We start from the raw sequence: 24,751 nt of genomic DNA on the forward strand, positions 1-24,751 counted from the left end.
GGGTGGAACGGCCTTTGGGTGGATGGTCGGGCCGGTGCACGGGTTTACGTACACCGGCTACAGATTCAGGGATTGCGGTCCTGCTGCCAGGACAGGTCGAGCAGGGCGTCTACATCAAATTCGCCAGCGACCTGCAGAATATTCTGCTCCTGCATGATGCCGGCCAGCTCTTTCATCCGTGCGATGTCATCTTCAGTCAACCTGGCACTGAAGTCCTGGGTTTCGATGGCCGCCTCGATAACATCAACGCTGGCCATTTCACCGTGCTCCAGAGTTTTAAGGGTCGGCTCCTTAATGAAGTAGTCGGTGATCAGGGGCGCTGCCTTGGCTGGCTCATTTTCCAGCATCTCGATGGCCTCGCGCTGGGCATCGAGTGCTGCCCAGATGACGTCTTTGCGCTTCTCAAGTGTCTCGCCGGATGTGATGACCACCATGCACGGGAAAGGCCAGACTTCACCAATCTCATAGATCTGCTCAACCGGGGCCACCAGCTGTGCGATCCGGTCGTAGGGCTCGAACAGGAAGGCTGCATCAACGCGCCCACCGACCAGAGACTGGACCGCAACCGCCGGGGCCACACCCATGATGTTCAGGTCGGAAGGCTCAAGGCCTGCTTCTGACAGCATCACGCCTTTAAGCACGATATCGGCAGTGCTTCCCTGTTTCTGCGAGGCGAGGTTTTTGCCCTTGAGGTCTTCAACCGACTCAATGCCTGAATCCTTGCGGACCAGCAACGAGTGATAGCCCCGCTGGGCGCCGCCAACGATTTTCAGATCCGCACCTTTTGAAACCCAGGTGAAGGCGTTGGAAAAACCAAGGACACCAATATCCAACTGGCCACCGACAATGGCCTTGATCAGGTCGGTACCGGAAGTGAACTCGATAAGTTCAGCGTCAAGCCCGTGCTTCTCGTAAAGACCAGCCTCATAAGCCAGCATGGCCTGGGCATCATCCATTACGCGGACGTAGCCCACTCTCAGGTTGTCAGCGGCAAAAGCTGTACTGGCCAAAATGGCGAGCAGGGGTATAAGTAACCAACGTTTCATGGGTGTGTTCCTTCTGGGTTTGAAGCCTGTTTATTGGAGCCTGCGTCAATTCCAAGGAGCTCAAGCACTTCCCGACGCTCAGCCGCGAAGGCAGAAAGGTCGTGAGTCTTGGGAATGTGGCCGAGGGTTATCTCTTTCAGAATGGTGGCTGGGCGATGGCTGAACACCATCACCCGGTCTGCCAGATAAAGAGCCTCGTCAACGTCGTGGGTAACGAGCAGCACCGTAGGGCGCTCTTCCTCGATCAGATCTTTCAATACACTTTGCAGGGTCATCCGGGTCAGGGCATCCAGGGCCCCGAAAGGTTCGTCAAGAAGCAGAACCTGCGGCCGCGCGATAAAGGCCCGGGCCAGGGCCGTGCGCTGGCGCATACCCCCTGAAACCTGGTGGGGGTAATAGTCCTCAAACCCTGGCAGCTCTACCTTGGCCAGCCAATTTCCAGCCTCGGCCAGAGCTTCTTTCCGGGGCCTGCCCTGAAACTCAAGGGCCAGGGCAACATTCTCAAGCAATGTCATCCAGGGGTAGAGTGCATGCTCCTGAAAAACAAGCGTACGCTGCGGTGAGGGCTCGGTAATAGGTTTGCCCTCAACCAGCAATCTGCCGGAGAAAGGTGATTCGAGCCCTGCAACCATATGCAGCAGAGTCGATTTTCCACAGCCAGAGGGGCCAACCAGGGCAACAATTTCACCAGTCTCGACCCGGGTGTCAAAGTGCCTGATTACCTCAAGGCTGCCAAAGGTCTTGGTGACCTGCTCGAATTGCAACTTCATATATCAATCCAGAATATCTATATATTCATTTTGAGAATATCATCTCAGTATTTTATAACTAAAAATGACGATAGAAAACCCCTGAACAGGGGTGCCCTTCTTAAAAGGCACAACTGTTCAGGGGTAGATCCGGGGCAACTGATATATGGAGGCTCTCAAAAGAAAGGTGGGTCAGGAATCTTTCTTTACCCAACGGTCGCCTTCTTTTTTATACTCGTTCTTCACCGCTGACCAGGCAACCTTATGGGCGGTTTCTTCCCGACCGGAATTGCCCCGGCGATCCTCCGGGTCATCGTATTCGTCCCATGCGGAGTTGAAGGCCTTCATATAGATTTCCTGGGCGTGGCTGGGAAGGTTGTCTTTGACGTTATCGGGTAGCTCGGATTTCTTGTCATAAGGCATATGGATCTCCTTTTCACATTCACCTGTTTCACGTGTAAAAACGCAGTGGCCAGCCTGATCCGTTACGTTACGGGAGGGAGCCGTAAAAAGAGTAACGTGCAAAGGTTCCAGGGTTCCAGCCTGTATGTACCGGTCTGTTGGTAAAAAATTTTGAGCGAGGCTTTCGGAGCGCCATGCCGCCGAGCTAAACTCAGGCACAAACAGCACGCCTCACCTGTCGTTTCAGGTGTGAATGTCTGAACCCTTCCCGTTCGTGGCAGAAACCTATCGTGTTTTTATACCGTTTTCTCAAGGCGTACACGCTTAAGCTGACGCATGCTGTTGTTCTGATCACAAGCTCCATGAGCGTTGCTGCCATTGAGTTGCGTTTGAGTGATGCGGAGCTGACGGTTGTCGGACAGAAAGTCTTCCAGAACGAGTGTGCGGGCAAGACCTCGTGTCTGGTGCACTGGAACAAGGGCGAGGCTTTTCCGTCTCTCGGTATAGGGCATTTTATCTGGTACCCGACCGATGTCAGCGGGCGGTTCGTCGAAAGCTTTCCGGACCTGATTGCTTTCATGCAGCATCGGTCGGTCGCATTGCCCCAGGTGCTGCAGGGCCTTGAACCCTTTGACGCACCCTGGCCAGACCGCGATGAGTTTCTGCAAGTAAGCGACAGTGCCGAAGTTGATAGCCTGCGCCAGTTTCTTGTCCAGACCAGCGGCCTACAGGCGGAGTTTATGTTTGGTCGTGCCCAGCGGTCCATTGAGCGCGTCATTGCAGCGGTGATCCCCCAAGACCGCGAACTGATCCGCCGTAGGCTGGAGGCCCTGACATCGACGCCGGGAGGGGTATATGCATTGATCGACTACGTGAACTTCAAGGGCGAGGGACTCTCGAATCAGGAGCGCTACAATAACCAGGGCTGGGGATTACTTCAGGTCTTGCAGGCCATGGGTGAAGGCGGAACAGATCCGGCAACTGCCTTGCTGGCGTTCCGCGATGCTGCCGGACAAATGCTCACCCGGCGGGCCAATAATGCAGATAAAGCCATCGAAAAAGAGATTTGGCTGCCCGGCTGGCTCAAGCGACTCGAGACCTACCGGAACTGATGTTTCAGGTCGTTTAGAGCGGCACATCACTTGCATGCAGCGTTGAGACTGTTTCTTTATACTGTAAAAACCCTATATTTCAAACGTCTCTATAACCAGGAGCTCCAATGGACGCATCATTGACGGAAATTTTGAATAAAGTAAAAGCACGGGATCCAGATCAACCGGAATTCCACCAGGCTGTTGAGGAAGTCCTGGACAGCCTCGCGCCTTTTCTTAAGGAACACCCCGAGTGTCAGGACCAGAATCTCCTTGAGCGTATGCTGGAGCCTGAGCGTGTCATCCAGTTCCGGGTTTCATGGGTAGACGACAATGGCAAGGTACAGGTCAACAGGGGCTACCGCGTGCAGATGTCCAGCGCTATAGGGCCCTATAAAGGAGGGCTACGGTTTCATCCGTCGGTCAATTTGAGCATTCTCAAGTTCCTCGCATTTGAGCAGGTGTTCAAAAATGCCTTGACCACGCTGCCGCTAGGTGGTGGGAAAGGTGGCTCTGATTTTGACCCGAAAGGGAAAAGCGACGGCGAAGTCATGCGGTTCTGTCAGGCTTTTATGACCGAGCTTTACCGTCATATCGGTGCGGATGTCGATGTTCCGGCGGGTGACATTGGCGTGGGTGGTCGGGAGGTGGGCTACCTTTACGGGATGTATCGCAAACTGAGTAACCAGGTGACCGGGGCTCTGACCGGCAAGGGTGTCAGCTTTGGCGGTAGTCTTATCCGACCTGAAGCGACCGGCTACGGTCTAATCTATTTCGTTGAGGAGATGCTCAAAACCCGGCACAAAAAACTCAGCGGTCTCAAAGTCGCTATTTCCGGCTCAGGAAATGTGGCCCAGCATGCGGCAGGTAAGGCAATTGAGCTTGACGCACTGGTAGTCACTTTCTCTGATTCGGGGGGAACAGTCTACAACCCCAACGGCTTTACCTTAGAGCAGTGGCAGTACCTCATGGTGCTTAAGAACGAAAAACGGGGCCGGCTATCAGAACTCGCCGAAAAGTATGGTCTGGAGTATGAGAAGGGCGGCGTGCCCTGGAACTATCCCTGCGATGTGGCTTTGCCATGCGCAACCCAGAATGAGCTGGATGCATTCGCCGCCAGGACCCTTATAGAGAATGGTTGTTTCTGCGTTGCTGAAGGCGCCAACATGCCGAGCACTCTCGATGCCGTAGATGTGTTTCAGCATGCCGGAATTCTCTATGCCCCGGGTAAAGCATCCAACGCTGGTGGTGTTGCTGTCAGTGGTCTGGAGATGGCCCAAAATTCCATGCGTCATCATTGGACAGAGGGTGAGGTTGATAACAAGCTCCATGAAATCATGATTTCGATTCACCATTGCTGTCAGCGTCATGGGGAAAAAGGTGACTCTGTGGATTACGTGAAGGGTGCTAACGTTGCGGGATTCATGAAGGTAGCGGATGCCATGCGTGCCCAGGGTGTGCTTTAGGTCAGCACAAAGTGCCTGGTTTGGCCGGAGTGGGCTTATGAAAATCGGTATCTTTATCTTTGATCAGGCAGAGGTGCTGGATTTCTCGGGCCCGTTCGAAGTTTTTTCCACCGCAGCCCGCCTTTGTGAAGAAGATGAGACGCCTTTTGACGTATTTCTCATTGCAGAAACGGCTGCCGCCGTTTCTGCGCGGGCCGGCTTCCGAGTGCTACCAGATTATTGCTTTGATGATCATCCGGAACTCGATCTTCTCATCGTTCCAGGTGGTGTTCATACCGCTGAGATGGAAAAGTCCAGGGTTATCGACTGGATCGCCAGCCAGGGCCGGAGCGCTGGACTGGTTGCCTCTGTGTGCACAGGAGTATTTCTGCTGGCCCAGGCGGGACTGGTCCGGGACCAACCGGTGACCACCCACTGGGAGGACATTCCGAACCTGAAAGCCCGCTACCCCGGTCTGGATGTTATTGCCGGCGTGCGATGGGTGGATCAGGGCAACAGAGTGACATCGGCTGGTATTTCGGCCGGGATCGATATGAGCCTACATTTGGTGAGCCGGATACACAGTCAGGCACTGGCCGAGCGGACCGCCCACCAGATGATGTTTTCATGGACAGGGAATCCTTAAACTCATACCTTACAAAAACTTATCAATGGTAGTGGGCATCTGCCCCTGTTCGTGACCAACATGGAGTTACAGAATGGTCAAGCCAAAACCGGACGAGTCAAAGATGCCCCAGGTCACTTTGGTGGCCTTTAGTGCGCTTGCGCTGTTCTTTCTCGGGAACTACCTGGCACGGTACGTCCTGGGGCTGTCGGGTTTAATGCTGACACTGGTGATAGCCCTGGGGATAGGCCTGGTTATGGGCTTCTCGACAGCTCGCATACTCAGACGCTACCCCTCGGGCGCAGAGCGAGCGAGGCTGCTCTGGATATACGGGGGCGGACTTGGGGCTCTGTTTTTTGCCTGGGCGGGGTTTGTATTCCTGAGCGAAGGCTTTAATGAGTCGGATCTGCTTCTGCTGATGCTGCACTATTTGCCGTATCCGGTATTTGCGTTTCTTTTCCTGTCCAACTTTTACTTCAGCCGGTTCTTGCCTAAGTCGGACAGGAACTGAATGGCTGCCGCCTAGTCGTCATCCTCTTCGGCATCACGCATTCGGTCAAGACGCTCGAGCTCTTCTTCTTTTGCAGCGTCAATGACCGCCATAAGCTCATCAACATTGGCGCTGGTGGTGTCGTGCTCGAAGCGGCCTGTCAGCTTGCTGTCCGGATGCAGGTCGCCGGTCTCGTAGAGCGCCCAGATTTCCTTACCGTAATCCGTGGCCATCAGCTCCGGGGCGAAACGTCCAAAGTAACGCCGCATGTTGTCAACGTCCCGCTCGAGCATCTGCTCGGCACTGTTGTTGCCTGATGCGTTAACAGCCTGGGGCAGGTCAATAATAACGGGCCCGCTCGGGTCTACCAGCACATTGAATTCTGAAAGGTCACCGTGAATGAGGCCGGCGCAGAGCATGCGCACAACATCGGAGAGAACCTTTGCGTAGTATTCCCTGGCCTGTTCCGGGGTGAGCGTTACATCATCAAGCCGGGGAGCTGCCTTGCCATCTTCGTCGGCAATCATTTCCATCAACAGCACGCCGTCCACAAAACCGAGCGGCTCCGGCACCCTGACACCTGCGCCAGCAAGCCGGTACAGGGCGTCCACTTCAGCGCTCAACCAGGCGTCTTCCTGTTCTTTCTGGCCGTAACGGGTTTTTTTGCCCATGGCTCTCGCCTGGCGGCTGTTACGAACCTTCCGGCCTTCCTGATATTGAACAGCCTGTTTGAAGCTGCGCTTCTGGGCTTCCTTGTAGACTTTCGCGCACCGTACTGAGGAACCGCACCGCACGACATAAACCTGTGCTTCCTTGCCACTCATCAGTTGGAACAGAACTTCGTCCACCATGCCATCATCAACGAGGGGCTGTAATCTCTTCGGTATTTTCATAGAACCTTTTCGGGTGGCGGCCAATGCCTTGCGAATGTTTGGCTTTACGCCAGAGTATAGTGCCATCTTACCTGAAAATCCTGAAACTGACTCCCTTCACTCTATCAGACGGCACAGAGGCTGAAAGTGAGCCTGAGCAACTTTGTTTGGCAACCCACGGGCTTTTTTGTAGGGTAGAAAGGAGTAGCGGAAGTCTACGTTCACGATCAGGCAAGGGAGGTACGCCTATGAAACCCGCGAAAAGTTTATCCGGCGAAAAAATAGACCATAAGGCAACGGCCATCTTCGATAATGAAGCGGATGCCGAAAAAGCGGCTTGGGCAGTTCTCGATGCCACCAGTCTTGAAGACAATCAGGTTTTCGTAATCAGGCCAGAGGACCATGACGAGAACAGGGAACTCAAACTTGAGCCGGAGCCGACGGGTATGTGGAAAACCATGATCCGGTCCCATATCTGGCTGGGATTGGCTGGCGCTGGCGCTGGCGTGGTACTGATACTTGTACTGAGCGCTCTCGGCATACCCTTCATCACCCAGAACTTCGTGGTCGCCCTGGCCCTGGCAGTGGCGTTCCTGGCAGTCATCGGTATGATGTTTGGGGGACTTGTCACCAGTCGCCCAGATCACATGCCCTACATGGCCAAAGCCAACTCAGCCCTGCAAAAGGGTCAATACGTCCTGACGGTGCATGCAGCGACAGCTGCTCAGCTAAAAGAAGCCAAAGCGGAGCTTAACAAGAAGCACATCAAGGCGATTCGAACACTCTGAGCCTGGCTGACGACGCGGTATCGTGGACTCTGAACAAGGCCGGGTGACCGCAAGCACAGACACAGAAATGACAATGCCAGGCGATTGGTTCGCGGTGACAGCGAACCAATCGCGCCGGGCTCGTTACTGAACGTTATTTGAGGCGCTCAGGCAAGTGCTTGCGAAGCTCGCGGGTTCCCACCCGTGACAGGTCCTTGTTTATCTCCTCTGCCACTATGGCCTTCAGACTTGGTTTCATGGCGTGGCGAAGTTCGCCCAGAAAGGAGGGCGGCGCTACCACATACAGTTTCTCTATTTCACCACGGGCGCGTTCCTTTTCCAGCTTCTCCACTAACTCGCGAGCAAAACGCTGAATCTCCACGTCTTTTGCGTCGGTTGGCTCATCAACCATGCCTTTGGAAACACTTCCTGGTGCATACTTCTCACCCGGGCCGTCAGCCTCGAGGTCCCCCGTATGCATTCGACCTTCGGGGTTGGCCTCGGTTTCCAACTCGATAAGCTCGCCAGTGGGGCTATCGACACTAAAGAAACGAGCTTTACTGGCATCCGCAACCATAATCCGGACCTTGGGCATGGTGAAATGTGGATTGCTCATGAAATCCCTCCTTGTGGACGTGACTGTCACAACTCCCGCGTGCTTTTCTGCACCTGGCAGAATACTAGCACTCATTAGACTAGTGTGAGGCCGTGGTGGCTGGTCTTCAAGCCGGAGTGATTAAGCTGCTTTCACGCCTCGAGGGTTTAACGACCCGTTAAGCTGGGTGTAGGCTGAATGTGAGAAGGACCCCATTGAAGCAACCCAAGGAGAATCAGCCATGATAGACCTATATACCTGGAGTACCCCCAACGGTCGCAAAGCTTCGATAATGCTGGAGGAACTTGCGGTGCCCTACCGGGTAACGGCGGTGGATATTGGCAAGGGTGAGCAGCACCACTCAGAATTTCGCCAACTGAGTCCCAACGGCAAGATCCCAGCTATTGTCGACCATGAGCCCGACGATGGATCTGGCCAGCCCAGGCGTATTTTCGAGTCTGGTAACATTCTGATGTATCTGGCGGAAAAGACCGGTAAGTTTTTGCCAGCGGGTGGCCAGGGGCGTACGGAGGTCATGGGTTGGCTGTTCTTCCAGATGGCCCATCTTGGGCCCATGGTTGGCCAGTGGCACTGGTTTAAAAATGCCGCTCCGGAGAAAAGTGAGCTCGGTATCAAACGCTACCGGGAAGAAACTCTTCGTTTACTTGAAGTCATGAATGGACGGCTGGCAGAGGCTCCCTACCTGGGCGGAAAAGACTACAGCATTGCGGACATCGCCAGTTACGCCTGGGCCCGGACCGGCAGTGACGAATTGGCGAAGGAGGATGCGCAGGCCATTGCCAACCTTAAGCCCTTGCTGGACTGGCTAAGCAGAGTGGGGGAGCGCCCGGCGGTGGAGCAGGGGATGGAAATTCCCACACCGGAGCAGAAACAGGAGTCGGCGGAGCGGGCTGCCGTGAAAGGCCCAGCCGGTGGTGGCAGCGTTTTGCCTTAGGTCACATGAAACATGCCCCACGAACACGATCGGGCACCAGTTACATTGGTGCCGATCGCTGACTTTTGCTGATGCTACAGAGGCTTGAGCGGATCCCAATTTTTGCGGTTGGCTAGGAACTCAGGGCGCGGTTTGTTGCCGCAATAGGGCTCTTCAAGCGTGTTATGCACGCTGTTGTAAACGAAAAAGAGGTTGCTTCGGGGCCAGCAGGACATGTTGATGTTGGAGCCATGCAATGTATTGCATTCGAACATGATCAGCGAGCCTGCGGGCCCTTTCGGTGCCTCAATGCCGTTTTCGTCCATCAGTGCGCGCAGGCTGCCGGCGTCGGGTACGCCCACGGTCTGACTCTTGAGTGATTCCTTGTAGTTATCCGTTGGGGTGCGCCCGGTGCAGGGCACAAAATAGTTCTGGGAGCCCGGGATCAGCATGAGCGGCCCGTTGAATTCGTTATTGTCCGTCATGACGATTGAGCAACTGACACTGCGCATCCGAGGCATTCCATCCTCGCTGTGCCATGTTTCAAAGTCTGAATGCCAGTCGAAACCCTTGCCCTTGAAACCCGGTTTGTAGTTGATCCGGGACTGGTGGATATAGGCCTCGCTCCCTAGTATCTGCTGAACCATCTCCACCAAACGGGGATCCCGGGTCAATCGGTCGAAGCGTTCGGAAATCTCATGTATCCCAAAAATAGAGCGGATTTCCTCTTTTCCCGGTTCCAGAATAGTACCTTCTGACAGCTTGAGGTCTTCATCATATTCATAATCCCGAAGCTCCTGTATGAACTTCTCCATTTCTTCCTTGGTGAAGAAGGATTCGAATGACAGGAACCCCTTGTCTTCAAATTCCTTGAGCTTTTCCGCTGAAAGCGGTCCCTCCGACCGCTGCTCTTCCGGGGTATGTACAACGGGATCAAGCCGCTCGAACATGCCCAGTTTTCGTTCCAGCCTGGTGGGAAAAAGATCTTGCGCGCGTGTCATGCCAGTTCCTCCTTTTTCTGGTGCAACAGGCTTAAGTTGCAGGCTAAATATCGAGTTTTCAACAGCAATAAAGGATCAAACGGGATTTAGCATGATTTATGAGCGCATCGTAATGAAAGAGCACAGCTACTTAAGCAGATACATAAGAGGCCCATTTTGCTTCCTTTCCCGTATTCCTTGAGAGCAGAATAAAACCATCAGCATAATAAGAACTGGAGATACAGCATGAGGTCGAAACGAATCAGCTCTAATGAACGTAGCTGCTGGTCTGGAACCGGCTTGGCCAGCGCAGGCCCTATAACATCAGTTATTGCCATGGTCTGTCTGGCAGTCGGGTCGGCCTCCGCCAACACGGCCGGAACCGTCAAAGTGACGCCCCTTGGCGGCCAGAAAGGCGAGTTCTGTCGCCTCGACCGGGCGCTGGTCTTCGAGGATCCCAACGGCACCCGGATACTGTATGACGCCGGTCGTACTGTGGCAGGCCCAGACGACCCGCGACTGGCTGACATCGACATCGTGCTGGTCTCCCACGTCCATGGTGACCACATTGGCGATCGGCACACCAAGTCACCTAATGCCGGTACCTGCGCCAATCCGGACTTTTCTGTCGACGCCATGCCGCACTCCAGTAGTGTTGCCATCGCGGTGGAAAAGGGCGCCAAGATCGTGACGGGAAGCGAAATGCCGAGTTTCTTTGCCGCCAAGCTGGAAAAAGCCGGCGGCAAATCCGAAGACTCTGTACTGGTCCGGTTCGGTGCGATGACGGAAGTCGGAGGCGTGGGTATCACGACTGTACCTGCGACTCACAGTAATGGCCTGGCGCCCGGCTTTCTGACAGGACCTCTTGCGGACTACATGACGAATTCCGGTATTACCGCCTACGTGGGTCCGCCCACGGGCTATGTTCTGAAGTTCAGCAATGGGCTGGTGGCTTACCTGTCAGGGGATACCGGGATCACGGCCGAGCAACAGGTAGTCGTGCGCGACTATTATGGCGCCTCAATGGCAGTGATGAATATCGGCGATACCTTCACAACCGGGCCGGAAGAAGCTGCCCATGTAGTGAACGAACTGATCAGGCCGAAATCCGTGATTGCCTCCCATGCTAATGAGGAAGCTACCCGCGACGGTGAGGTGCTGCCCGGGACCCGGACCGAAAAGTTTATTAGTGCCGCCAACATGCCGGTCCATGTTCCCCTTAGCGGCATGACCATGGAATTCGATCAAGCCGGTAGCTGTAGCCGTGGCTGTTAGACCATGATAGGTTGATTGTCTGGCAACGGCCTTGAAACTAAACGGGCCGTAGCCATCTATTTTAAAGGCGCCGGATCCCCTGAGGCGTCTTCAGGAAAGCTTCCCGAGCAGTTCTTTCCAGATCAAGTCGGTAAACACTCTTGTTTGCAGAACTAAACGATCAGGTTGCGGAGGGATGTCGATGACACGGAGTCAAGAGCAGAAACCAGCAAATAAACCGACCAAGTCAACCGCCAGAAGCAATGGCAATGGTGCCGGTACCAAGTCGCGCCGCGTTTACCTCGTAGACGGTTCAAGAACCCCGTTTCTGAAAGCTCAGGGCCGCCCCGGACCTTTTTCACCCGTTGATCTGGCTGTCCAGTGCGGCCGCCCGCTTCTCATGCGCCAGCCGATGGAGCCGGACGCGTTCGATCAGGTCATCCTCGGCTGCGTCAATGTAATACCCACAGAGATGAACCCGGCACGGATTGCGGCGCTTCGCCTGGGGATGGGGGAGGCCATGCCGGCTTTCACTGTCCAGATCAATTGTGGCTCAGGTATGCAGTCCATTGATACCGCCTATAAATACATCCGCGATGGCGACAGCGACCTTATCCTGGCGGGCGGAACCGAAGCGCTTAGTCATGCGCCCATGGTCATGCAAAGAGATGCGGTTGAATGGCTGGCAGGTCTGAGCGCTGCCTCTTCTCCCCAGGACTATGCCCGCCACTTGGCCCAGCTCAGTCCCTCGGATTTCAAGCCTGAGATCAGCCTGGTCAAGGGGCTTACCGATCCGATTGTAGGGCTGAGTATGGGGCAGACCGCCGAGGTACTGGCGCAACAATTCAAGATCAGCCGCCAGGCCGCTGACGAGTATGCGGTGTCCAGCCATCACCGTCTCGCCAGGGCCCAGGAGGAGGGCTGGCTGGATGATGAGATAGAGCCTGCGGTCTCACCCGAGGGCAAGCTGTTCAAAAGCGACGACGGGGTCCGCCCCGATACCTCCACCGATTCGCTCAGTAAGCTCAAGCCTGCCTTTGAACCACCTTTTGGTCAGGTAACGCCGGGTAACAGCTCGCAGGTAACCGACGGTGCTTCCTGGATGATTCTGGCCTCGGAAGAGGCCGTCAAGAAACACGGCCTCACGCCCAAGGCCGTCATCCTGGACAGCGAATGGTCAGCCCTCGACCCCAAAATCATGGGCCTCGGGCCGGTACTGAGCTCTTCGGCCATTCTTCAGAGGCATAAAGCGGGCCTTAACGATATTGATCTCTGGGAGATCAACGAAGCATTTGCAGCCCAGGTTCTGGCCTGTCTTGAAGCCTGGCAGGACCCGGAATTCTGCAAAGTCGCTCTGGGTCTGGACCAACCCATGGGGAAACTGGACCCCGAGCGGCTGAATATCGACGGTGGTGCTGTGGCGATCGGGCACCCGGTCGGCACCAGCGGCAACAGAATCGTTCTGCACCTGATGAATGCTCTTGACCGCAAAGGCCTGAAGCGGGGCATTGCCAGTGAATGCATTGGCGGTGGGCAGTCCGGTGCCATGTTGATTGAAACTGTCTAGGGAAGCGAGATTAGATCGTCAAGGAGAGAGTGATGACTGGTCATATTCTTAAAGCGTTAAGCACCCGCGAAATGGAGCGGGGCCCTTTTGAAAGTTCAGATACCCAGGCGTCCGTTGGTAACTGGAAGCACTGGAAGCTTGCCCGGGACCAGAGCGATCTTGCCTGGCTGGTGTTAGACAAACAGGAAGCGAGCGCCAATGTGCTTTCAGCAGAAGTGTTACAGGAGCTGGGGGAAATTGTCGACGAGCTTGAAAAAAAGCCACCCCGCGGACTGGCACTTCGTTCCCTCAAGCCCTCCGGTTTTGGCATGGGAGCGGACATTTCCGAGTTCTCCCAGTTAGAGTCTGAAGCTGATGTGATTGAGAAGCTGAGCCGGGCCCACGAGGTGGTGGACCGGTTTGAAGCCTTGCCCTTCAAAACCGTTGCCATTATCCATGGCGCCTGCCTTGGCGGCGGCCTTGAGCTGGCTTTGTGTTGTGATTACCGCCTTGCGATACCCGGTGCCAAGCTGGGGTTTCCGGAAGTCCAGCTGGGGCTGCACCCGGGACTCGGAGGAACTGCCCGGTTCACCCACCTGGTAGATCCCATTGAAGCGATGACGCTGATGCTGACTGGTAAAACCGTACCTCACGGCAAGGCAAAAAAGCTCGGAGCCGTCGACCATGTCCTGGAAGAGCGTCACGTTAAAGCTGCCATAGAAGCAGCTTTACGGGGAGAAATCGAGCAGAGCAACAGCGGCATGAGAGGCCGGGTCCTCAGCACCAAGCCGGCCCGCCAGCTGGAGATTCGGCAGATGCGCTCCCAGACCGCGAGCAAGGCCCCGCCCAAGCATTATCCGGCCCCGCAAGCGCTGATCGAGCTTTGGGAACACCACGGTGGGGACTCAGAGGCCATGCGAAAGGCTGAAATTGAGTCCTTTGCCCGTCTGATGATGACCGAGACTTCCCGAAATCTGGTGAAGGTCTTCTTCCTGCGTGAAAAAATGAAAGGCCTTACCAAAACCAAGGCGGAGCCCATCAAGCACGTCCATGTTATTGGCGCTGGCGAGATGGGGGGCGATATTGCTGGCTGGTGTGCATACCAGGGCCTGAGCGTCACCCTGTTCGACATGGAGCCCGAAAAAGTCGCGGAGGCCGTTGGTAAACTTTCAAAACTGTGTGAAAAGAAACACCGCACGGAAGCCGAACGGCGCGACATCCTGGACCGGCTCACGCCAGATATGGGCAATAGGGCAGTGGTTCGGGCAGACCTGGTGGTTGAAGCGGTGCCTGAAAAGGTGGAGATCAAGCACAAGGTCTACAAGGAAGTGGAGCCCCAGCTCAAGAAAGGCGCCATTCTGGCCACCAATACCTCGAGTATTCCCCTGGAATCTCTTCAGGACGCTTTGGAAGACCCGGCCCGCCTGGTCGGTCTGCACTTCTTCAACCCCGTGGCGAGCATGCCACTGGTGGAGGTCGTCAAACACGACAAGATCGCCGATGAAGTGGAGGAGCGGGCACGACGTTTTGTCGGTCAAATCGACCGTTTGCCTGCGCCGGTCAATACCGCCCCTGGCTTCCTGGTGAACCGTGCCCTGACCCCCTATCTTGTGGAGGCGATGGTTATGCTGGATGAAGGCATTCCGGCTGAGACGATCGACCGGGTGGCAGAGGACTTCGGCATGCCCATGGGCCCAATTGAGCTGGCGGACCAGGTTGGTCTTGATATCTGTCTGAGTGTGGCCAACATGCTCAAGGAACGGCTGGACTCACCCATGCCGCCTGTTCCCGACTGGCTGGAGCGCAAGGTGGAAGAAGGCGATCTGGGTAAAAAGACCGGTAAAGGCCTGTATGAATGGAAGAAAGGTAAGGCAGACAAGAAAGATAAAACGGCCAAGGCTCCGGACGATGCGCTGGACCGGCTGCTCCTGCCCATGTTGAACGCCTGCATGGCCTGTGTGCGTGAGAAAGTCATCGAGAATGAGGAACTTGCAGACGGCGCAATGATCTTCGGAACCGGGTTTGCGCCCTTCAGAGGCGGGCCGATGACCTACGCACACAAGCGTGGTTTTGACGAGGTCCGGCAATCCCTTGAGACTCTGGCGAAGCGCTACGGTGAACGTTTCAGCCCGGATGAAGGGTGGGGTCAAGGCAGTCCTGTCGAAGCGCACGAGAAAACCTCAGCGGAGCACGCATGAAGATGAAGTAGCAGTCGGAGGCTAACCAAAAAGGCCCGGAAGTTGTACTTCCGGGCCTTTTACTTGGCGCTAGAGGGTGGTGACTACCTCAGCCGCACTTGCTGTCACCACAGGAAAGACAGGTTGCGCAGCCGTCCATCACAATAACGGCCTTGGTGCTGCATTTGCCGCACATGGTGGCATTGGCCGGGTAGTCGCCGACCGACTCGTCATTTCGTGCCGCCTGGTTCGACTCGAATTCGGCCCTTTTCTCCGCCAGAATGCGCTTGGTAACCTCGCTCATCTCCTCGGTTTCAATCAGACCGATGGCCTTGAGATGCTTTTCGATAACTGCCCCGATTTCTGCAACCAGAGACGGCATAAAGACCCCGCCTTTCTTGAAATAACCGCCGTTGGGGTCATAGACCGAGCGTAATTCTTCCACCAGAAACGTCACATCGCCCCCTTTACGGAACACAGCCGAGATAACGCGAGTGAGAGCAATCACCCACTGGAAATGCTCCATGGACTTCGAGTTGATGAAGACCTCGTAGGGCTGGCGGCTCTCATGATCGGTATCTTCATTCAGCAGAATGTCATTGATGGTGATGTACATCGCATGCTCTGCAATGGGCGGCTTGATCTTATAGGTGGTGCCTAGCAGAAAATCCGGCCGTTCGATGTATTCGTTCATCTGTACGGGCTGCAATACCTTAGTTTCCGGCTCTGCTGCCGGCTGGGCTGCACTGTCGGCCTTGGTAACCCGGTAACCGACGATTTTGTTGCTGATTTTAACTGTCATGGTCTTTTGTCCTGTGTCGGTATGCCGGATTAATACTTTCCGTAGGTGCCTTCTTTCAACGCATCAAACAGGTTGGCAGCGTTGTGGATCTCACCATCATATTCCACCTGTTCGTTTCCTTTCAGAGTGACTTTGCTGCCGTCATCCAGGGTGAACTCATATAGGGTGTTTTCAAGGTCTGTCTCCTTGACCAAAACGCCCTGGAACGCTTCCGGATTGAAACGGAAGGTGGTGCAACCCTTCAGGCCCATTTCATAGGCATACATATAAATGTTCTTGAATTCCGGATAAGCAAAGTCCGTGGGCACATTGGCAGTCTTGGAAATGGAGGAGTCTACCCACAACTGAGCGGCCGCCTGGATATCAACATGCTGAGCCGGAGACACGTCATCGGACGTTGTGAAGTAGGGCGGAAGCCGCTTGTCCTCGTCCTGGGAAAAAGGCATGGCACCGCTGTTTACCATATGGCGGTAGGCCAGCAACTCGAAGGAGAAAACATCGACTTTCTCTTTCGTCTTGCGACCTTCGCGAATAATGTTCCGCGCGTAGTGGTGGGAGAAACTGGGCTCAATACCGTTGCTCGCATTATTGGCGAGCGACAGACTGATGGTTCCCGTAGGCGCAATGGATGTGTGGTGGGTAAAGCGTCCACCTTTTTCTGCCAGAGCAGCCACCAGTTCAGGCTCAACTGCTGCGATGCGTTGCATGTAACGGCTGTACTTTGCGTGCAGTATCCGGCCTTTAACTGTATCGCCTTCCTTAAGACCGTCTTCCTTCAGCTGGGGACACTTCGCAAGCATTTTTGGCGTGATCACGAAATCATCGTTCATGATCGGGGCCGGGCCCTTTTCATCGGCCAAGGCCAGGGACTGGCGCCAGCCTTCCACGGCCATTTCCCGCACCACGTCCTCGGTAAACTCAACCGATTCAGGAGAGCCATAAGGCATACGGAGCATGGCAAGTGTGGAGCCAAGGCCCAGGATACCCATGCCGTGACGGCGCTTGTAGGTAATTTCGTGACGCTGCTCCGCCAACGGCAGGCCATTGATTTCAACCACGTTGTCGAGCATGCGAGTGAATATCGCCACTACCTTGCGGTATTTTTCGTAGTTGAAGCTGGCCTTGTCAGTGAAAGGGTAGTCCACGAACATGGTCAGGTTGACAGAGCCCAGCAGGCAGCTGCCGTAAGGGGGAAGAGGCTGTTCACCGCATGGGTTGGTGGCTCGTATGTCCTCGCAGAACCAGTTGTTGTTCATCTGGTTGACCTTGTCAATCAGAATGAAGCCGGGCTCAGCGTAGTCGTAAGTTGACGTCATGATGCTGTCCCAGATGAACTGGGCTTTCAAGGTGCGGTAAATGCGGCACGCCACCTTGCCCTCATCATTGACCACGTAACCATCCAGAATAGGAAAGTCCCGGTAGATAAACTGGTTGGGATCATCGATTTGAAGCCCTTCGTCTTCCACCTCTTTGCGGGTAACAGGGAAGGAGAGCTTCCAGTCGCCATCATTCTTTACCGCTTCAATAAAATCTTCAGTGATAAGAAGTGACAGGTTGAACTGGCGCAGACGACCGTCTTCGCGCTTGGCCTGGATAAAGTCGATGACGTCCGGATGATGGATGTCGAAGGTCGCCATTTGAGCCCCGCGCCTGCCACCTGCAGAAGACACGGTGAAACACATGCGGTCAAAAATATCCATGAACGACAATGGACCGGAGGTGGTCGCACCAGCGCCGGCAACGTAGGCACCGCGGGGGCGGAGGGTGGAGAATTCATAACCGATGCCACAGCCGGCCTTAAGCGTGAGCCCGGCTTCGTGGTTTTTCTCGAGGATGTCGTTCATGGAATCGTGAACACTGCCTGAAACCGTGCAGTTGATGGTCGAGGTGGCAGGCTTGTGGTTCTCGGCCCCGGCGTTTGAAATAATACGCCCGGCAGGAATGGCTCCATGCTTCAGAGCCCAGACGAATTCCTTCATGTATTTGGCGCGATCGGCCTCGGCTTCCACCTGTGCCAGCGCAGTTGCAACACGCTTATACGTCTCAACAATCGTGAAATCCACAGGTTCGCCGGTTTTCGTCTTGAGCTGATATTTGCTGTTCCAGATATCAAGCGACGCATCCTGCATAGGAATTGTTGTTGTTGAGACTGCCTGTGCTTTAGCGTTCATTGCCATCCTCAGTATCCTGTTAATGCCTGAAAAATAACGTGGTCTGTCAAGCGAGCTATACCGACTGCGCCATACCCCATTCCGAAATTACGTGTTGCTAAACCGGGCTATGACTGGCTCAGCCTACCTGATGGTGCGGCTGACAGTGCTTGCCTTTATTACCAGCTCTTAACTATCAGTAATTTACTACATTTGGTGCTTGTTGATTCTCTGCCGACCGTTAGAAAAAACGGGGTGAACCATGATTTAACGTTTACCCGGTTCCGCTGTGTCCTGCACAAACAGGTGTTCTGGGGCTTGCGTTTAGAAGGCTCTGATAAGCGACCTAACCCCTACATGTTGTTGCTGATCGAAGAAGTATAACAGGATATTGTGGTCTGTGAAGGTGGGAGGAACTATCGAATTGCTACTTCTTTTAAGAAAAAGTTATGGCTTCTGTCTTGCAAAATCCTGGATTATTGAATCCCGCAGAATTTTTAGAAGCAAATCAGTATCGGTAGGGCTGGCACAAGATGTAGTGGTTAAAAGCTTGAAGAGTTTTCCACTTTCTGGCTTAAAACTTGTCCGTTTAGTTAGAAATGTCAACGAAACTGTGATGGCCCGCACGACTCTTGACTATACCTGTCGCTAAAGTAGATGCGTGGGGAGTTTGTGGACTTCTCATAGGGAGTAAAAAGAAAAAATCAAAATAAGGACGACAACAATGAAAGGCCTGAAACGAACATTGCTTGCGCTGGGCATCGTAGGGTTGCCTGTTGTGGCGACAGCAGACCTAACGATGCTAGATGATAGCGCACTGGGAGACATCACCGGTCAGGCTGGTGTCTCTATCGAGTTGGAGACAAAGGTAGATATAGGTCAGTTTTCCTATACCGATGAGGGTACGTTGGCGATTAACGATATCAGCATCGGCGGTGCAAACCGAACAAACATGTTCGGATTCAATGGAATGGGGGGGCCCGAGGCGACTGAAAGGTTGGACAACATCCGAATCGACATTGATATTTTGGCCGATGGTGATGCGGCGATAAATATTGTTCCCACCTACTTCAATGCTATCGATTTTCGTGTAACGACCGGAGCCTGGGATTTACTAAGTTCTGATGGTAGTAATAGCTCTACGCAGGTGCTTAATAATTTTATGGCAGAGGGTGTGCTGGGACGTGGCGAGATTCATATCGACACGAACACAGATGTAATGCGGTTTGCAACGGCATTTGGGATAGAAACCATGGAATTCGACGTGCCCTTCCTCGCGATAGGAGTGCGGGGCATGAGCATCACCGGGGCTAACTATGACCCTGTCTTCCGTAACCCAATGGATGTATTTGCTGAGGTAGAGCTTTTCATCTATGCGGGGCAACGACTAGGCAGTACCGAGTCATCACTGGCTATTGATATGCCCGTATTCGAAGCAGACATTGGCATTGAACAGGTGATCGTAGGCCAGCAGTCCATCGGGCAGATTTTCGTCGATGATCTTTCGATTACCAATACGGCGATGAGTATATACGGTCACTGAGAGGGCGCGTGGACAGCTGCAAGGCGGGGTATTCCCGCCTTCTTCTAGTCTAGCAGGAGGCTATCGTCTGTAATCTCAAGCCCGCGCTGTTTTTCAAACAGCTCCAGCAAATCTTTTACTTCCAATCCTTCCCGTTCACTCCCGGCGATATCGAACACCACCTTGCCCTGGTGAAGCATCACTGTCCGGCTACCCACTTCCAGAGCCTGCTTCATACTATGGGTTACCATGAGCGTGGTAAGGCCCGATTCCCTAACAATTGACTCAGTCAGTTCCAGGACAAAACGTGCGGTTTTCGGATCCAGAGCTGCGGTATGTTCATCCAGAAGCAGAATGCTCGAGGGGGTGAGGCTTGCCATCAACAGGCTGACGGCCTGGCGCTGGCCACCGGAAAGGAGGCCCATCTTGTCCCCAAGGCGATTCTCAAGCCCGAGGTTTAGCGACGCCAGGCTGGCACGAAACCGGTCTTTATAGCGGCTCTTGACTGCACTTGAAAGCCCTCGCCGCTGGCCCCTTTTTATGGCAAGTGAAAGGTTCTCCTCGATGCTCAAGCCTTCACAGGTGCCCGCCAGTGGGTCCTGGAAGACCCGCGCCACCCGTCCTGCCCGTTTATGGGTTGGCAACCGACTGACATCCTCTCCATCCACCACAATGGTTCCGCTATCGACAAGCACTTCACCGGCAAGGGCATTCAGAAACGTGGACTTACCGGCACCGTTGCTGCCTATAACCGTCACAAATTCACCTTCAGCCACCGTCAGGCTCATACCCTGCAGAGCAGGATTTTCCAGGGGCGTGCCCTGGCCAAAGGTCAGTTTCAGATCGTTTGCACTGATCATTTCACACCTTGGAGCTGTTGCGTAGGAAGCGCGCCCGGAGACTGTTCCGGGCGCCAGGCAGAACGATAGCGAGCGTCACGAGTACGGCCGTCACCAGGTTCAGGTCCTGGGTTTTCAGCCCAATGAAATCGGCGTTGAGTGCAAGTGCTATAGCCAGCCGGTAAAGGATGGCACCGACCACACAGGCAAGCAGGGCACGCACGACGTTTAAAGGTGTAATAACTGCTTCGCCACCGATTAACGATGCCAGTCCTATAACAATGACCCCTACGCCCATGGTGACATCTGCTGCACCCTGGCTTTGGGCAAACAGCGCACCAGCGAGGCCCACCAGACCGTTTGAAAGTGCCACCCCAAGCACAATCATGGCGCCGGTCGCGATGCCCTGGGCCCTCGCCATTCGCGGATTGGCACCGGTTGCGCGCATAGCCAGGCCGGTTTCAGATTTCATAAACCGCCAGAGCAGCACAAAGCTAACCAGCAGGACAATACAGAACAATAAAACCGGCACCTGGTGATAGGCGAGGTCAAGGTCATACCAGGGGGTCAGCACGGTTTCCTCGGAAAGCAGGGCGAGGTTGGGCTTCCCCATGATGCGCAGGTTCACCGAGTACAGAGCGATCATGGTGAGGATCGAGGCGAGCAGGTTCAGAATCTTGAGCTTCACATTCAGCAAAGCTGTCACAGACCCTGCAGCCATACCGGCCAGTATTGCAGCGCCGGTGGCCAGCCAGGGGTTGAATCCCTCGATAATGAGCACGGCCGCAACCGCGGCACCAAGAGGAAAGCTGCCATCGACGGTCAGGTCGGGAAAGTCTAGAACGCGGAATGAAAGGTAGATGCCAAAAGCAACCAGGCCATAGATCAAGCCGGTTTCGACGGCGCCATACAGGGCAATTTCGCTGAGCATGGTATTCGCTTTTGGTGCTGATCCCGCCGAAGCGGGCATCGGTTTATTGTTGACTGCCTACTACAGTGTCGGCGTCGTCGATTACATCCTGGGGTATGGTGAGCCCCATACGTTCGCCAGCCTGGGGATTAACGAACAGCGACAGTTTTTCCACTGTCTCGACGGGCATTGAGGCCGGTTTGGAACCTTCAAGAATCCGCACGACCATCTTGCCGGTCTGCCGTCCAACGTCATAGTAATCGAAACCCAGGGCCGCGATTGCGCCGCGGGTTACGGTGGCGGTATCCGCTGCAAAGACCGGTATGTCGGCACGCTCACCGACAGAAATGACCGCTTCAGCAGCGCTGATGACGGTGTTGTCGGTGGTCAGGTAAATGGCGTCAACCTTGTCCACAAGGGAGCGGGCAGCGCCCAGTACTTCGGAAGTTTTAGTGGCGGCCGCCTTGACCAGGGTGATGTCACGGCCCGCGAGCACATTCTCCAACTGTTCAACCAGTGCTACGGCATTGGCCTCACCGGGGTTATAGACTGTACCAATGCGATTCGCGCCGGGCATGATTTTCAGAAGCATATCCATATGCTGCTCGAGGGGAAGCATATCGGTAACGCCGGTAATATTGGCGCCTGGAGCGGCAAGATCCTTAATCAGTCGTGCACCTACTGGATCTGTGACTGCAGAAAACACTATCGGGATCTGGCGGGCTGCGGCCGCGACGGTTTGAGCCGATGGCGTTGCAATGGCGACAATCACATCCGGACCTTCGCCGACAAATTTTCGGGCGATTTGGGACGCTATGGCTGAGTTGCCCTGGGCGCTTTCGAAAAGCAGGGCAAGGTTGTCGCCTTCGCGGTAATCCTGATCCGCAAGCTCGTCCCTGACTCCCTGATGTACCGCATCGAGGGCAGGGTGTTCTACAATTTGTGTGATTGCGACGGTCTTCTGTTCTTCTGCCTGTACACCTGCGGCGCCAAGCAGGGCCAGGGCCAGGGCCAGGGCAATGACTGAATTGCGGAGCATGAGCCAGTCTCCCAGTAAGCGAGGAATTTTGAACGCGCGAGTTTATCATAGCGTTCAAGGCTGTGCTGCCTGAAAAAATGCCTTACGCCGGCTTGGCGTGGAAACAGTTGTAGTTGCGTCACATTCTACAGGCGCCCGTTATGATGAAATATCGCCGGAACCCATAACTCTAATAATCAGCCTCAAGGAAAGTTCATGGACACCAAAAACAAACTTCCCCTCGATATGGTCTACCACTGGGAAACGGCCAAGGCGGAATCCGTCTATATGACCCAGCCCATGGGTGGCGGCCAGGTGGTGGAATTCACCTGGCGTCGGGCCGTTGGCGAGGCGCGTCGCATGGCGGCGTATCTGAAGTCGCTGAACCTGCCGGAAAAGAGCCGCATCGGGATTATTTCAAAAAATTGCGCTCACTGGATCATGTCGGACTGGGCCATCTGGATGGCAGGTCATATCTCCGTGCCGCTTTATCCAACGCTTAATGCCGGCACTGTCAGCTACATTCTCGATCATAGCGGCTGTGAAGTACTTTTTGTCGGCAAGCTGGATGACTGGGATTCAATGAAATCCGGGGTGCCGGATTCGGTTCACTGTATTTCATATCCCTTGAGTCCTCCCAACGATTTCAAGTCCTGGGACGATATTGTCGCCAAGTTTCCGCCACTGGAAGAAAACGTGCAGCGCAGTGGTGATGAGCTGGCGACCATCGTATACACCTCCGGTAGCACCGGACGCCCGAAGGGCGTCATGTTAAGTTTCAATAATCTGGCGTATGCCGCTGCCGGTGGTACCGAAGAGCTGGATGTAACCAGCAACGAACGCATGCTTTCCTATCTACCGCTGTCCCATGTGTTTGAGCGTTTCGTGGTAGAGCTTGGGTCCATGAACAAGGGCTTTCATCTGTATTTCGCCGAGTCGCTGGACACGTTCGTGGACGATCTCAAGCGGGCACAGCCTACGCTCTTCCTGGCGGTGCCCAGGATATGGATCAAGTTTCAGCACGGCGTCTTCCAGAAACTGCCAAAGAAGAAGCTTGAGAAGCTTCTCAAAGTGCCGCTACTGAATCGTGTGATCAAGAAAAAGGTGCTCATCAACCTTGGCCTGCAACACGTCAAATTTGCGGGCAGCGGCTCGGCTCCGCTGGCCCATGACATTCTGGAATGGTATCGGGGCCTGGGTCTGGAATTACTCGAAGGCTACGGCATGTCCGAAAATGTGGCCTACTCCCACATGACCAAACCCGGCCGGGCACGGACAGGCTATGTAGGCGAGCCCCTGCCCGGTGTGGACGTCAGGATAGGTGAGCATGGTGAAGTGCTGGTCAAGAGTCCGGCTACCATGATGGGGTACTACAAGGACGAGGAAAAAACCGGGGAAACCATGACTGCTGATGGCTATCTCAAAACCGGCGACAAGGGGGAAGTGGACGAGCAGGGCAGGCTGAAGCTGACCGGCAGGCTCAAGGAGATCTTCAAAACCAGCAAAGGCAAATATGTGGCGCCCGCGCCAATAGAGAACAAGCTTATGAGTCATCCCGACATTGAAATGGTCTGTGTGTCCGGAGAGAACTACCCTCAGCCTCATTGCCTGGTTATGCTGTCGGAAGATGCTCAGGCGAAGCTCGCGGATGCCTCTTATCGCGCCGAGCTGGAAAAAAGCTTCTCTTCCCTCCTCAATGACGTCAATAAAACCGTCGACCCACATGAGCAGCTCAAATTCATGGCGGTGGTCAAGGACGAGTGGAGTATCGAGAATGACTTCCTGACGCCCACCATGAAGCTCAAGCGAAACAGGGTGGAAGACACCTATAAACCTGCCCTTGAGAGCTGGTACGCCAAGAAAGAACCCGTTATCTGGCAATAGCGCAGGTCAAGCCTTGCCTGTAAACACCTCCACGGCGCGCCCTGGAGGTGTTTTTGTTGCTCCACGGTCATGCTCCCGCGCTACCTTGGTCGAATTGGGACGCCTCCGGCAAGGCACTAGACTGAAGCCAGTGGAGGGCATGCGACCAATGGCACAGCTTAACCGGTTTCAAAGGTACATTAACGACGTTATCCCGCTGACTCAGAGCATGGCTCTGAGACTGGAGGATTATAACGGGCGACGACTGGCGATCAGTGCTCCCCTGGAGCCCAACCATAACCATCAGAATACCGCCTTTGGCGGCAGCCTCTACGCTGCGTCGGTGGTTTCAGCCTGGGGCCTGGTGGAGCTGGTTCTTCGGGACGCTGGGCTGATCGGAAACGTGGTGGTTCAGCATGGCGAAATGGAATACTTAGAGCCGGTAAATGACGATTTCTACGCTGTGTGCGACCTGCCGGACGATGGCACCATGGTGCGTTTCCACAAGAGCCTTGCACGGTACGGAAAAGCGCGACTCAACCTTCATGCCAGCATTTTCACGGGGCCGGTTTCACTGACGCCGACCGGTTCGGCGCTCGCGGTTTTTAGCGGACGTTTCGTGGTCCAGGATGCGCGCACCAAGGTGCGCTCACCGTTCTAGGGCTCCAAGTTGC

The 24,751-nt window shown here is 54.8% G+C and carries 23 protein-coding genes; 12 read left to right on the plus strand and 11 right to left on the minus strand.

From position 1 onward, the window contains the following. Positions 1-65 precede the first annotated feature (65 nt). The 3 genes from G7W63_RS17400 to chaB all read right to left on the minus strand — a co-directional run bounded on the left by G7W63_RS17400 (position 66) and on the right by chaB (position 2,218). A complete protein-coding gene (locus G7W63_RS17400; RefSeq protein WP_166261338.1) occupies positions 66-1,046 on the minus strand; it encodes an ABC transporter substrate-binding protein in 981 nt (326 codons plus the stop codon). Further along, positions 1,043-1,816, minus strand: coding sequence for an ABC transporter ATP-binding protein (locus G7W63_RS17405; protein WP_166261341.1), 774 nt, complete (start codon positions 1,814-1,816; stop codon positions 1,043-1,045). Before G7W63_RS17405 ends, G7W63_RS17400 begins: the two co-directional genes overlap by 4 nt. A gap of 171 nt (positions 1,817-1,987) precedes the next feature. Further along, positions 1,988-2,218, minus strand: coding sequence for a putative cation transport regulator ChaB (gene chaB / locus G7W63_RS17410; RefSeq protein ID WP_166261344.1), 231 nt, complete (start codon positions 2,216-2,218; stop codon positions 1,988-1,990). Between the two features lie 341 nt (positions 2,219-2,559). On the opposite strand from chaB, the gene G7W63_RS17415 reads away from it, so the two are divergent. From G7W63_RS17415 to G7W63_RS17430, 4 genes are all read left to right on the plus strand, one after another. Then, the gene (locus tag G7W63_RS17415) at positions 2,560-3,309 is read left to right on the plus strand and encodes a hypothetical protein (RefSeq protein ID WP_207308986.1); all 750 of its coding nucleotides are present in this window, start codon (positions 2,560-2,562) and stop codon (positions 3,307-3,309) included. Between the two features lie 107 nt (positions 3,310-3,416). Further along, the gene (gdhA, locus tag G7W63_RS17420) at positions 3,417-4,754 is read left to right on the plus strand and encodes an NADP-specific glutamate dehydrogenase (protein WP_166261347.1); all 1,338 of its coding nucleotides are present in this window, start codon (positions 3,417-3,419) and stop codon (positions 4,752-4,754) included. A gap of 37 nt (positions 4,755-4,791) precedes the next feature. Next, positions 4,792-5,379 carry a DJ-1/PfpI family protein gene (locus G7W63_RS17425; RefSeq protein WP_166261352.1) on the plus strand — a complete coding sequence of 196 codons (588 nt, stop codon included), beginning with the start codon at positions 4,792-4,794 and terminating at the stop codon, positions 5,377-5,379. A gap of 73 nt (positions 5,380-5,452) precedes the next feature. Next, positions 5,453-5,869, plus strand: coding sequence for a hypothetical protein (locus G7W63_RS17430; RefSeq protein ID WP_166261356.1), 417 nt, complete (start codon positions 5,453-5,455; stop codon positions 5,867-5,869). Between the two features lie 11 nt (positions 5,870-5,880). Here the strand turns inward: G7W63_RS17430 and G7W63_RS17435 are convergent, their stop codons facing one another. Continuing rightward, positions 5,881-6,741 (minus strand): PA4780 family RIO1-like protein kinase, encoded by an 861-nt coding sequence (locus G7W63_RS17435; protein ID WP_166261359.1) that lies wholly within the window; start codon positions 6,739-6,741, stop codon positions 5,881-5,883. Positions 6,742-6,968: 227 nt separating this feature from the next. Here G7W63_RS17435 and G7W63_RS17440 point away from each other — a divergent pair, with 227 nt between their 5' ends. After that, positions 6,969-7,508, plus strand: a complete 540-nt coding sequence (locus G7W63_RS17440; protein WP_166261362.1) for a hypothetical protein — start codon at positions 6,969-6,971, stop codon at positions 7,506-7,508. A 133-nt stretch (positions 7,509-7,641) separates the two neighbouring features. Here the strand turns inward: G7W63_RS17440 and G7W63_RS17445 are convergent, their stop codons facing one another. Then, on the minus strand, positions 7,642-8,103 hold the full coding sequence (locus G7W63_RS17445) for a host attachment protein (protein WP_166261366.1): 462 nt from the start codon (positions 8,101-8,103) through the stop codon (positions 7,642-7,644). Between the two features lie 220 nt (positions 8,104-8,323). Between G7W63_RS17445 and G7W63_RS17450 the strand changes: the two genes are divergently transcribed. Then, positions 8,324-9,037: a glutathione S-transferase N-terminal domain-containing protein gene (locus G7W63_RS17450; protein ID WP_166261369.1), complete on the plus strand. Its 714-nt coding sequence runs from the start codon at positions 8,324-8,326 to the stop codon at positions 9,035-9,037. 74 nt (positions 9,038-9,111) lie between these two features. On the opposite strand, the gene thpD is transcribed toward G7W63_RS17450, so the two are convergent. After that, a complete protein-coding gene (gene thpD, locus G7W63_RS17455) occupies positions 9,112-10,017 on the minus strand; it encodes an ectoine hydroxylase (protein WP_166261372.1) in 906 nt (301 codons plus the stop codon). Positions 10,018-10,242: 225 nt separating this feature from the next. Here thpD and G7W63_RS17460 point away from each other — a divergent pair, with 225 nt between their 5' ends. The 3 genes from G7W63_RS17460 (at position 10,243) to G7W63_RS17470 (ending at position 14,994) form a co-directional block, all read left to right on the plus strand. Continuing rightward, the gene (locus tag G7W63_RS17460) at positions 10,243-11,271 is read left to right on the plus strand and encodes an MBL fold metallo-hydrolase (RefSeq protein ID WP_341273693.1); all 1,029 of its coding nucleotides are present in this window, start codon (positions 10,243-10,245) and stop codon (positions 11,269-11,271) included. Between the two features lie 181 nt (positions 11,272-11,452). Beyond that, positions 11,453-12,817: an acetyl-CoA C-acetyltransferase gene (locus G7W63_RS17465; protein WP_166261375.1), complete on the plus strand. Its 1,365-nt coding sequence runs from the start codon at positions 11,453-11,455 to the stop codon at positions 12,815-12,817. A 32-nt stretch (positions 12,818-12,849) separates the two neighbouring features. Beyond that, positions 12,850-14,994: a 3-hydroxyacyl-CoA dehydrogenase NAD-binding domain-containing protein gene (locus G7W63_RS17470; protein ID WP_166261378.1), complete on the plus strand. Its 2,145-nt coding sequence runs from the start codon at positions 12,850-12,852 to the stop codon at positions 14,992-14,994. Between the two features lie 88 nt (positions 14,995-15,082). Here G7W63_RS17470 and G7W63_RS17475 read toward each other — a convergent pair whose 3' ends face one another. Together G7W63_RS17475 and G7W63_RS17480 are read right to left on the minus strand one after the other, a co-directional pair. Then, positions 15,083-15,775 (minus strand): TSCPD domain-containing protein, encoded by a 693-nt coding sequence (locus G7W63_RS17475; protein WP_166261381.1) that lies wholly within the window; start codon positions 15,773-15,775, stop codon positions 15,083-15,085. Positions 15,776-15,804: 29 nt separating this feature from the next. After that, on the minus strand, positions 15,805-17,946 hold the full coding sequence (locus tag G7W63_RS17480; protein ID WP_166261547.1) for an adenosylcobalamin-dependent ribonucleoside-diphosphate reductase: 2,142 nt from the start codon (positions 17,944-17,946) through the stop codon (positions 15,805-15,807). 703 nt (positions 17,947-18,649) lie between these two features. Between G7W63_RS17480 and G7W63_RS17485 the strand changes: the two genes are divergently transcribed. After that, positions 18,650-19,468: a DUF6160 family protein gene (locus G7W63_RS17485; RefSeq protein WP_166261384.1), complete on the plus strand. Its 819-nt coding sequence runs from the start codon at positions 18,650-18,652 to the stop codon at positions 19,466-19,468. Between the two features lie 44 nt (positions 19,469-19,512). Here G7W63_RS17485 and G7W63_RS17490 read toward each other — a convergent pair whose 3' ends face one another. From G7W63_RS17490 to G7W63_RS17500, 3 genes are read right to left on the minus strand one after another with little or no spacing between them, the layout of a single operon-like run. After that, positions 19,513-20,307 carry an ABC transporter ATP-binding protein gene (locus tag G7W63_RS17490; RefSeq protein WP_166261387.1) on the minus strand — a complete coding sequence of 265 codons (795 nt, stop codon included), beginning with the start codon at positions 20,305-20,307 and terminating at the stop codon, positions 19,513-19,515. A gap of 1 nt (position 20,308) precedes the next feature. Further along, a complete protein-coding gene (locus G7W63_RS17495; RefSeq protein WP_166261390.1) occupies positions 20,309-21,217 on the minus strand; it encodes an ABC transporter permease in 909 nt (302 codons plus the stop codon). 43 nt (positions 21,218-21,260) lie between these two features. Further along, a complete protein-coding gene (locus tag G7W63_RS17500; protein ID WP_166261393.1) occupies positions 21,261-22,235 on the minus strand; it encodes an ABC transporter substrate-binding protein in 975 nt (324 codons plus the stop codon). Between the two features lie 195 nt (positions 22,236-22,430). On the opposite strand from G7W63_RS17500, the gene G7W63_RS17505 reads away from it, so the two are divergent. Continuing rightward, positions 22,431-24,098 carry an AMP-binding protein gene (locus G7W63_RS17505; RefSeq protein ID WP_166261396.1) on the plus strand — a complete coding sequence of 556 codons (1,668 nt, stop codon included), beginning with the start codon at positions 22,431-22,433 and terminating at the stop codon, positions 24,096-24,098. 148 nt (positions 24,099-24,246) lie between these two features. Further along, positions 24,247-24,738, plus strand: a complete 492-nt coding sequence (locus G7W63_RS17510; protein WP_166261399.1) for a YiiD C-terminal domain-containing protein — start codon at positions 24,247-24,249, stop codon at positions 24,736-24,738. Positions 24,739-24,751: the final 13 nt, after the last annotated feature.

Source organism: Marinobacter salicampi (assembly GCF_011074795.1).
In the GTDB taxonomy this organism is placed as follows: domain Bacteria; phylum Pseudomonadota; class Gammaproteobacteria; order Pseudomonadales; family Oleiphilaceae; genus Marinobacter; species Marinobacter salicampi.